Source organism: uncultured Nevskia sp. (assembly GCF_903885465.1).
Lineage (GTDB): Bacteria > Pseudomonadota > Gammaproteobacteria > Nevskiales > Nevskiaceae > Nevskia.
In genome coordinates, this window is sequence record NZ_CAISIQ010000378.1 from 1 (window position 1) to 10,421 (window position 10,421).

General features: G+C 63.8%; 9 protein-coding genes and 1 tRNA gene. 7 read left to right on the forward strand and 3 right to left on the reverse strand.

Translation table 11 applies throughout. The features are described from left to right. The 3 genes from QZY06_RS14840 to QZY06_RS14850 all read right to left on the reverse strand — a co-directional run. Window positions 1–490, reverse strand: a 490-nt coding sequence (locus QZY06_RS14840; protein WP_295685852.1) for an efflux RND transporter periplasmic adaptor subunit, incomplete at its 3' end; no start/stop codon positions are given. Beyond that, entirely contained in the window at window positions 487–1,833 is a 1,347-nt protein-coding gene (locus QZY06_RS14845; RefSeq protein WP_295685853.1) for a TolC family protein, read from the reverse strand. The genes QZY06_RS14845 and QZY06_RS14840, both read right to left, overlap by 4 nt. Window positions 1,834–1,991: 158 nt before the next feature. Beyond that, window positions 1,992–2,630: a TetR/AcrR family transcriptional regulator gene (locus tag QZY06_RS14850; protein ID WP_295685854.1), complete on the reverse strand. Its 639-nt coding sequence runs from the start codon at window positions 2,628–2,630 to the stop codon at window positions 1,992–1,994. Between the two features lie 287 nt (window positions 2,631–2,917). Between QZY06_RS14850 and QZY06_RS14855 the strand changes: the two genes are divergently transcribed. The 7 genes from QZY06_RS14855 to QZY06_RS14885 all read left to right on the forward strand — a co-directional run. Continuing rightward, a complete protein-coding gene (locus QZY06_RS14855; RefSeq protein WP_295685855.1) occupies window positions 2,918–5,413 on the forward strand; it encodes a DUF1302 family protein in 2,496 nt (831 codons plus the stop codon). 191 nt (window positions 5,414–5,604) lie between these two features. Further along, window positions 5,605–6,843: an FAD-dependent oxidoreductase gene (locus tag QZY06_RS14860; RefSeq protein WP_295685856.1), complete on the forward strand. Its 1,239-nt coding sequence runs from the start codon at window positions 5,605–5,607 to the stop codon at window positions 6,841–6,843. A 211-nt stretch (window positions 6,844–7,054) separates the two neighbouring features. Then, entirely contained in the window at window positions 7,055–8,017 is a 963-nt protein-coding gene (locus QZY06_RS14865) for a polyprenyl synthetase family protein (protein ID WP_367275653.1), read from the forward strand. 34 nt (window positions 8,018–8,051) lie between these two features. Continuing rightward, a tRNA-Pro gene (locus QZY06_RS14870) sits at window positions 8,052–8,128 on the forward strand. Between the two features lie 76 nt (window positions 8,129–8,204). Next, on the forward strand, window positions 8,205–8,993 hold the full coding sequence (locus QZY06_RS14875; RefSeq protein WP_367275654.1) for an N-formylglutamate amidohydrolase: 789 nt from the start codon (window positions 8,205–8,207) through the stop codon (window positions 8,991–8,993). 61 nt (window positions 8,994–9,054) lie between these two features. After that, window positions 9,055–9,924, forward strand: coding sequence for a transglutaminase family protein (locus QZY06_RS14880; RefSeq protein WP_295685859.1), 870 nt, complete (start codon window positions 9,055–9,057; stop codon window positions 9,922–9,924). A gap of 182 nt (window positions 9,925–10,106) precedes the next feature. Further along, the coding region (locus QZY06_RS14885; RefSeq protein ID WP_295685860.1) for a VOC family protein at window positions 10,107–10,421 on the forward strand (315 nt) is incomplete at its 3' end.

The following is a 10,421-nucleotide window of genomic DNA, read 5'->3' on the forward strand; positions in this document are numbered from 1 at the left end:
CGCTGGGCGCGGTGATCTCGGCATAGCGGCGATTGAAGCTGGCGGCATCGAGCTGGGCTTTCGCCACGGTTTCGGCAGTGTTCAAGTCGTCGAGCTGCTCGCGGGTGACGACATCATCGGCAAACAGCTTTTCGCCCCGCAGCCGGTCACGCCGACTCTTGTCGAGCGCGGCGCGCGCCTGGGTCACCGAAGAGTCGATCTCGGCGGCTTCGATGCGCGCCAGCCGCTGACCGGCTTTCACCTGATCGCCCTCGCGCACGTCGATCGAGGCGATGACACCGCCGACCTTGAAACCGAGCCGCGCTTCGTCGCGGCTGGCGGCCAGGCCGGTGGCCAGCACCGGCGGTTCGGCCGGGCCTTCGCGGACGATCGCGATTCTGACTGCGCGCGGCAGCGTGGCGGCGGGTGCCTCCGCAGGTTTGCGACTACAGCCGGCCAGCAGCAGGCTCGCTGCAATCGGCAGCAACAACAGATTTCGGCGAGCGGTCACGGTGTGGCTCCGGAGGCGAGCGTGGCGGGCAGGGGATAGGCGGCGCGGCTGTATTCCTGTTCGGCGCGCGCGCTCTGCAGGCTGCTGCGGGCGATCGCGAGACCGAGCCGGGCTTCGGTCTGGGCGCGTTCGGCGTCGAGAAATTCGATCTGCGACAGCTGGCCGGCGTCGCGCTTGCGCTCGGCAATGCGAAAACCTTCCTCGGCAGCTGCGATACGCGCCTCGGCGGTTCGCAGCGCTTGTTCGGCAGTCAGCGCGCTGTCGTCGGCGGACAGCTTGGCGAGGACCAACTGGCGGCGGACATCGTCCCGCGTCGCCTGCAGTTGCGAAGTCTGGGCGCGGGCCTGCGATTCCGCGGCGCGGCGGGCGCCGAAATCGAACAAGGTCCAGTTCAGCACCAGCGACGCCGTGCTGACATCGGAATCGCGATTGACCGTGTAACCGGTGCCCTGGATGCCGCTGTCGGCGACCAGGGACAGGGTCGGCAGGAAGCCGCTGCCGGCCAGTTTGCGGGCGTGATCGGCGGCGTCGATCTGATGATCGAGGCGGCGCAGTTCTGGCCGTGTCGCTTCATCGCCGGCAACGCCACTGACCGACAGCGCTGCATTCGATACCAGCACCGCTTCGGCCTCGTCGCGATTGCGCAGCAGGTTCAGATAACGGCGGGCGGCGCGTTCGTCGTTGCGGGCGGCAAGCAGGCGCTGTTCGACGGCGAGCAGTTCGGCCTCGGCGCGCAGTGCGCGGTCGCGGGTCGCCTTGCCGGCGGCGATCAGCGAATCGGCGACCCGGCGGTTCTCGGCCAAAGTTGCCCGGCTGGCTTCGAGCACGCCGATGCCGGCCTGCAACTGGGCAAGCTGGTAGTAGGCCTGCTTGAGATCGCGGACAAGGGTGCGGGCGAAGGCTTCGCGGGTCGCCAGGCTGCCTTCGAACTCGGCGGCGCGGATCAGCACCTGCTCGGCGAGCTGCGGCGCGTACAGCGGCGCGCTCAGGGTCAGCCGGGTGTCCTGCTCATGTGGGCGCAGGAAGTTGATGTCGTTGTTGCCGATCTCGGGAAAGTTGGTCGCGTTCGGCGTGCCAGCGGTCAGCTGGTTCAGCGTGCGGTAGACCGGGTTGACCAGATCGCCGGTCGGGATGCGGGTGACTCGGCCGCCTTCGGCGACGGTGTAGCGCGCGTTCAGCGCCAGCTGCGGTGCTCGCCGCGCGCGGGCCGCGCTCAAGCCCTGGGCGGCGGCTTCAACGGCGAAAGCCTGAGCCCGCAGTGCCGAATTGCTGGACAGCGCCTCGGCCAGGTAGGTCGCCAGATAGTCATTGGCAGCGGCAGCAGAATCGGCTGCCAGGTTCATATCGGAATGCGCGATTACCGGCGCTGCAAGGCCGATGAGCAGTGCCTGAATGCGCAGCCAGCGCTGCCTGGCGAGCCGGGTTCGAACAGGGTCGGGAACGGCATTTTTCTTGTATTTGCGTCCATCAATTAGACACATGTCAGTCTCCGGGCCCGAAGTCATGCGGCGATCGAGCGCGTGGCCATGTCGATCGCGTGGTCGATGAAGGTGGTCAGCGGCACCCCTTCATGGGCAAAGATTTCGCCCTTGGTCATCGCCAGCTGGGCAACGCCGTGGCTGAAGCCCCAGAGCGTCATCGCCACCATCAGCAGTTCGCCGAGATCCTTGCGAACGCTGCCGTCACCCTGGCCAGCCACCAGTGCGGAGATCGTTTCGGCGTGGGCCAGACCGCCGGCACGCATGATCTGGTGGCACAGGCTGCGCTCGTCTTCCAGTTCGGTGTGTTGCGCTTCTGCGCGAGCCAAAGCATTGAAGTAGACAGGAAATTCCTGCACGAAGCCGATGTAGGCGCGGCCGATCGCCTTGATCTGCTCGACACCGCGAGCATGCCGGCCACGGGCTTCGGCGAAGCGTTGGCGGAGCAGGTCCAGGCCTCGGAGGCAGAGCGCGAACTGCAGTTCCCGCTTGTCCTTGAAGTAGATGTAGAGCAGCGCCCGGGACACCCGCGCGTTGCGGGCTATGTCATCCATCTTGGCGTCGTCGAAGCCCCGGGCGGCGAACACGGCTTCAGCGGCATCGAGGATGTCCTCGCGGCGGCGTTCCTTCTCTTCCAGACGGCGGCTTTCGATTCCTTCCATGGCGGAAGGCTGCCGATAAGTTGGACACGTGTCAAATAACTGGATCAATGCCCAGGAAAACGAAGCCAAAGTGGACGCGTCCGATGAACCTGCGGTCCGTTAGCCGAAAGTCTGGTTTTGCAGGCTTCGGACAAAAAGCCATCCAAATTCAGTGAATGAACGTGTAGTTTCTAGCTCACGCGGCCAGAAAAGGCCGCGATACCGATAAGGCGGCGACGGGCCATGACCCGGATGCCGAACCGAGCAGTAGGGGCGCGTGGCAGCGGGATTAACGGGAGGGGGTACAGATGGCTTCGAGCAAGTTGGCGGCGTTGGCCGTGGCTGTTGCAGTGGGCGCGGTTCTGCCGATGTCAGCGATGGCGTCCGAGTTCGATTTCAACTTCGGCGAGCAGGATTTCAACGCCGTGCTGAACCAGACCTTGACCGCCGGCGTGGCGTTTCGTCTGGAGGAGCGCGATTCGCGGCTGATCGGCAAGAGCAATATCGACCCGAACGTCTGCACCGGCGTCTACCAGCTCTGCCAGGGCTTGAACCGCACCCAGACTTATCCGGCCGAAAAGCTGCGCCGCTCGCCCGGTGCCGCCTCGATGAACTTCGATGATGGCGACCTCAATTTCGACCGGGGTGACATCACCCAGTCGCCCGTGGTGTGGACGCACGATCTGAAGATCGAATCCGGCAAGTTCGGCTTCTTCTATCGCGGCCGCGCGATCTACGATCCGTCGCTGTACCACGGCCAGGTGCAGTACCGGAACCGGATCACCAGCGCCAACGTCAATTCGGTGGGCACCGCCGAGCCGGGCAACCGGACGTCGAATCGCTACTTCTCGCGCACTTACGGGCCGGGCGGCGCGTTCAGCGAGAACCGCAACGAGCAGGAGGCCCAGCAGATCGGCCTGCGCTACGACTTCCTCGATACCAATTTCTTCGGCTCGATTCCGATTCCCGGCGACCGCGAACTGCAGTTCCGCCTCGGCCGGCAGACCGTGCAGTGGGGCGAATCGACGGTGGCGATCCTGAACTCGATCAATCAGGCGCAGCCGATCAATGCCAACAACTTCTTCCGCAGCGGCAACGGCCTGCTCGAGGATCTGTACATCCCGGTCAACATGTTCCGGATATCGACCAACATCGTCGATGGCCTGAGCGTCGAGGGCTACTACCAGTTCGAATCTCGGCACGTCGAGATTCCGACGCCGGGCACCTTCAACTCCTTCGTCGATCTCGGCACCACCAATCTGCGCAACTTCGTCAATGCCAGCTTCGGTTCGGCGGCCGACGATCCGGAAAGCCTGGCCGGCGGCATGCTCGACAATCCGCTGACTGCAGTCACGCCGACGGCGTTGATCATTCCGCGCCTGCCGGATCGCAAGGCCTCCGATCAGGGCCAGTACGGTTTCAAGCTCAGCTATTACGCCGACTGGCTGAACAACGGCACCGAGCTGAGTGGCTATTTCATGAACTACCACTCGCAGCTGCCGTACGTCAGCACCTATGCGACCAATGCCAGTTGCGCCCGCCGTGAAGGCAGCGCGATCGGCATCGATGCCCGCAACACCACCGAGTTCCTGCAGTCCTGCCCGAACCTGCCGATCGCGCTCGGCGGGCTTGCCGGCCAGACTGCACTGGGGCTGGATACGCTGAACCTGCTGGCACAGAGCCCGCTGTCGGCGCTCGATATCGGCACCGATCTGGGTGCTTTCGCGAACCTGCTGCTGCCGCGTCCGGGCATGCAGATTTCCGATGCCGTCGGCTTCGATACCGCTCGGGTGATGCTGGAGTATCCGGAAGACCGCAAGCTGTTCGGCTTCAGCTTCAACACCACTTACGGCGACTACTCGTACCAGGGTGAGGTTGCCTACCGGCCGAATCTGCCCTTGCAGGTGGCGCTGGTCGATCTGGCGTTTGCGTCCTTCGGCCCCTCGCTGACTCGCTGCCACGACATCAACATCGGCTGTCAGGGCACCACCAATACCGTGGCGTTCACCGAGAACGGCGGCAACCAGTACAGCCTGTATCCGAGCAACAACTTCGTCGATGCCAACGGCAACAATCCCTATCCGGACAACCTGAGTTTGATCGTCGGTTCAGTGCCGGGCTCGGCGCGTTCGTTCCCGAACTTCATCACGCCGTATCGCGGCATCACGCTCGGCGAAAACGCGCCGAACTCGTACATCCAAGGCTATATCCCAGGCAAGGTACTGCAGTACACCTTTGGTGCCACCCGGGTACTCAGTGGTACCGAGAACTGGATTGGTGCCGATCAGGTGATTCTGCTTTACGAAGTGGCGGCCACCCACGTACTGAACCTGCCGAAGTTCAATCAGCTGCAGATCGAAGGCCCGGGCGCGGCCTACACCCATGCCTCGGCCGGTGCCGACGGCAGCGGTGCCGATGGTTCGCGGCTGGCCTGTTCGACCAATCCCAGCTGCTCGATCGGCCCGGACGGCCTGCGCTTCAATCCCTACCAGGCCAAACGCAACCAGTTCGCCAACTCGTTCGCTGGCGGCTATCGCATGATCGGCCGCATCAGCTACGAGTCGGTATTGCCGGGCATCTCGATCCAGCCGTTGCTGATCTTCCAGCACGACATCTACAACAACTCGCCGGGGCCGGGCGCGAACTTCGTCGAAGGCCGCATCCAGCTGAACTCGCTGTTCGAGATCCGCTACGAGAAGTCGACCTCGCTGACCGTCACCTACAACCTGTACACCCGCGGCGGTGCCAACAACCAGATCCGCGATCGCGACAACATCGGCTTCTTCCTGCGCTACCAGTTCTGAGCGCAGCCGTCACCGACGCCCGGCCGGATTGATTCGGCCGGGCGTTTTTATGGCGGTCGATTACGGCTGCAGCAGCCCGCTTCAGGATCGCGCCAAAAACCGACTACCATTCGGGCCGCCCTTGAACCCGATCCGGAGTCCCCGATGACCTTCTGCCGAGCCGCCCGTCTTTCATCGCAGGACGTCTGCGCATGAGCACCACCGGAACGGTACTGATCGTCGGCGCCGGCCAGGCCGGCAGCGAACTCGCCGCCGAACTACGCACCCAGGGCCATACCGGCCGCGTGGTGATGATCGGCGACGAAGCCGGCCTGCCGTACAAGCGCCCGCCGCTGTCGAAAGGTTTTCTGACCGGCGCCATACCGGCCGAGCAATTGCTGATCCGCAACGCCGCCGTCTACGAAAAGAACAACATCGAATTCATCGGCGGTACTTCGGTGACCGCGATTGATCGTGCCGCCAAGACCGTGACGCTGTCCGATGGCCAGACTCTGGCGTACGACAAGCTGGCGCTGACCACCGGCGGCCGCGCCCGTCCGCTGCCGGTAATGGGTGCGGACATGGCCAATGTGCTGTCGCTCCGCTCGCAGATCGATGCCGAAAAGATTCGGGATCATCTGGTGGCCGGTCATCGCCTGGTGATCATCGGCGGCGGCTACATCGGCCTCGAGATCGCTGCGGTCGCGGTCAAGGCTGGCTTGTCGGTGACGGTGCTGGAATCGGCGCCGCGCGTGCTTGCCCGCGTCACCGCGCCGGAGATGTCGGCGTTCTATACCCGCGTTCATCGCGAAGCCGGTGTCGATATCCAGGTCGGCGTGCAGATCGCCGCGCTAGAGAACGATGGCAAGAAGGTCAGCGCCGTGATCCTCGCCGACGGCAATCGCGTTGCCGCCGATGTGGTGATCGTCGGCATCGGCCTGATCCCGAACACCGAGCTGGCGACGGCGGCCGGGCTGGCGGTCGACAACGGCATCGTTGTCGACGAATACGGCCAGACTTCGGACCCGGACATCGTCGCTTCCGGCGACTGTGCTAACCGGCCGAGCCCGCTGCTCGGCGGCCGGGTGCGTCTGGAATCGGTGCCCAATGCAATGGAACAGGCTCGCCATGCGGCGCGGCTGCTGGTCGGTCAGCCCAAGGCTTACGACGAACTGCCGTGGTTCTGGTCGGATCAGTACGAGCTGAAGCTGCAGATGTGCGGCCTGTCCAGCGGCTACGATCAGGTGGTGATCCGCGGCTCGACCGAAACCCGCGCGTTCTCGGCCTTCTATCTGAAGGACGGCCGGATCATCGCGGCCGATGCGGTCAGCCAGCTGAAGGATTTCGGCGTGATGAAGAAGCTGGTCGGCGCCCGGGCGACGGTGGCGGCCGAGCGTCTGGCTGATACCACGCTGTTATTGAAGGATCTGGCGGTCGAGGCGGGTATCTGAGTCCTGGCTTCGGGCATGCCCCATGCGCTTGTCATGCCCTTGTCAGGCCGGATGTTAGAATTTCGGCATTCCTCTTGCGCAGGATGAACGGCCGCCCGCCGGGCACCGCCATCCTCAACCAGCCCTTCTCTTGACGATCACCTCCGTGGATTCCTCAGTCGCCGTCGCAGGCCTTCCCAAACCGCCTGTTGGCAACGGTCGATCTGCTGAACTGCTAGCCATCCTGTCGCCGATCGCCGATGACCTGAAGGCCATCGACGCATTGATTCGCCTGCGGCTGTCGTCGGAAGTGCCGCTGATCAACGAGATCGGCGGCTACATCATCCAGGCGGGCGGCAAGCGGCTGCGGCCGGCGTTGCTGGTGCTGATGGCGCGGGCGCTCGGCGCCAAGGGTGATATGCCGCATCTGCTTGCGGTGGTCATCGAGTTCATCCATACCGCGACCTTGCTGCATGACGATGTCGTCGATCATTCCGATCGTCGCCGTGGCCGGCAGACGGCCAACGCCGTCTGGGGCAATGCAGGCGCCGTGTTGTCCGGTGATTTCCTGTATTCGCGCAGCTTCCAGTTGATGGTTGAAAGCCGTCGCATGGGCGTCATGCAGGTGATGGCCGACACCACCAATGCGATCGCCGAAGGCGAAGTGCTGCAGTTGATGAACTGCAACGATCCGGACATTACCGAAGCGCGCTATCTGCGGGTGATCGAGCTGAAGACCGCGCAACTGTTCCGCGCGGCCGCGGCTCTGGGTGCGATCGGTGCCGATGCCACGGATGCTGCGCGGGCCGCGTTTGCCAATTTCGGCCACGACTTCGGCATGACGTATCAGTTGATCGACGACCTGCTCGATTACACCGCCGACCCCGAAGTCAGCGGCAAGAATCTGGGCACCGATCTGGCCGAAGGCAAGCCGACCTTGCCGCTGCTGGTGGCGATGCGCAACGGCTCCGCGGCCCAGACGGCGATGATCCGCGAGGCCATTGCCAACGGCCGCGTCGATCGCATCAAGGAGGTTCTGGAAACTGTTGAAGCGACTGGAGCGATCCCGTACACTCGCGCCCTCGCCGAGCGGTACAGCCATTCGGCGAGCACAACGCTACAGGGTTTGCCCGAAACCCCTTACAAGAAAGCGTTGCTGGAACTGGTCGATTTCTGCCTTCGGCGGGAAAGCTAGTTCAAGCGGTAGCCGCGTACAGCGGAGCAGTTTGCGGGGCGTAGCTCAGCTTGGTAGAGCGCTTGCTTCGGGAGCAAGAGGTCGTAGGTTCGAATCCTGTCGCCCCGACCACTTTTGAATATCTGGAATCAGCAGACGCCTGATTCCGTCGCTTAAACCCCACCGTCGTCATCCTCGGGGTTCGGCAATCAACAACACTTCAGATCCGATCGCTAGCCAGCCACTCATCGCTGCCGATGAGCCGGGGCCTGTCGAGGTCATTCGTGCCGACGGCGGCTCGCCGTTGTTCCTGATCTGCGATCACGCCAGTTGCGCCGTACCGCGTTCGCTGTCCGCGCTGGGTTTGCCGGATGCCGAACTGCGTCGACACATCGGCTGGGACATCGGCGCGGCAGAAGTCTCGAAGCTGGTGTCCGCGCAGCTCGATGCGACCCTGGTGATGCAGAACTATTCGCGGCTGGTGATCGACTGCAACCGGCCGCCGCAGGTCGCTGACTCGATCGTGCAATGCAGCGATGGCACGGTAATTCCGGGCAATGCCTCGGTAAATATTGCCGGCGCCGAGCAGCGCCGCCACGCGATCTTCGAGCCTTATCACGCAGCGATCACCGAGCAGCTCGATGCCCGTGAGGCGCGTGGCCAGCGTAGTGTGCTGATCGCGGTGCACAGTTTCACGCCGGTTTGGCAGGGGAAGGCGCGGCCTTGGCACGTCGGCATGCTGTATCACCACGATGCGCGACTGGCGCAGGCGCTCGGCGCGGCACTGGAAGCGGAGCCGGGCACGGTAGTTGGTTACAACGAGCCGTATGACGTCAGCGACGAGAGCGATTATTCGATCCCGGTGCATGGCGAACAGAGAGGTTTGTTGCATGTCGAGCTGGAAATCCGGCAGGACCTGATCGCCAACGAGGCGGGCCAGCGGTATTGGGCCGCCCTGCTGGCACGCTTGCTGCCCTCGCTTTTGACGTTCCCTTAGCGCCTCGCCGGCTTTTCCGGAGGGGTGGCTAACCACCCCCGTATGAAATCCCGGAAACCCCATGCAGATCCGCTTCGGTTATGAAATCGTCTATCAGTGTCCGCAGCCGACACCGATGATTCTCACCCTGCACGCCCATTACTCGCGTGCTTCCGACCTGATCCGGCCGGATTTGCTATGCCTCGATCCGCCGGTACCGATGACCATGTACCGGGATGGCTTCGGCAACTGGTGCAGCCGGATCGTCGCGCCTGCGGGCCGCATCCGTCTGACGGCCGATGGCCTGATCCGCGATCACGGCCGTACCGAGCCGGTGTTGCTGAATGCGCAGCAGCATCCGGTCGAGCAATTGCCGCAGGAAACGCTGGTATTCCTGCTCGGCAGCCGCTACTGCGAAACCGATCTGCTGATGGGCGCGGCCTGGCAACTGTTCGGCAACACGCCGCCGGGCTGGGCGCGAGTGCAGGCGGTCTGCGACTTCGTGAACCGGCACATTGTCTTCGGCTACCAGTTCGCGCGGCCGACCAAGACTGCTTTCGAAGCCTTCAACGAGCGCCAGGGCGTCTGCCGCGATTACGCGCATCTGGCCATCACCTTCTGCCGCTGCCTGAACATTCCGGCTCGCTACTGCACGGCCTATCTGGGTGACATCGGCGTGCCGCCGGTCGATGCGCCGATGGATTTCGCCGGTTCGATGGAAGTGTTCCTTGGCGGCGCCTGGCATCCCTTCGACCCGCGCAACAATCAGCCACGCATCGGCCGCATCCTGATCGCCCGCGGTCGCGACGCTGCGGACGTGGCCATCACCACGACTTACGGTCAGCACACGCTGGAGTCGTTCAAAGTCTGGACCGATGAGGTTCCGGCGACGGTGCCGGGCGTGCTGGGCGTCTCAGGCTCATCGTTTGCAACGATGTCCGGCAGCCTCTAGATCGCGCCGAGAACAGCTTGGCGGCTGGGCTGCTGTGTCAGTTGTGGCCGCCAATCTGGCGCAATTCCGCACATCTTGTTGTTCGCTGGCTGCTGCTACAGAGTAGCTGCGGACGACAGGCTTGAGCAGAAACAAGACGCCTGCGCCAACGAGCACACGACAACCAATTGAGGAGAAGAACCATGGGTATTTTCACGCATGTGGTAGTGGGTACGAGCAACGTTGAAGCCGGCCGCAAGTTCTATGACGCCGTCCTGGAGACGATGGGCCTGAAGCGCGTGATGAACTTCGACGCCGCCTCGCTGTGGAGCACGGGCGCCGAAGGTTCGGACCTGTTCATGATCACCAAGCCGGGCAACGGCCAGCCGCCGACGTTCGCCAATGGCGGCACGATCAGCTTCAACGCGCCGTCGCGCGCAGCCGTGCACAAGTTCCACGAAGTGGCGCTGGCGCAGGGTGGCAAGGACGAAGGCGCGCCCGGCCCGCGTTCGTTCACG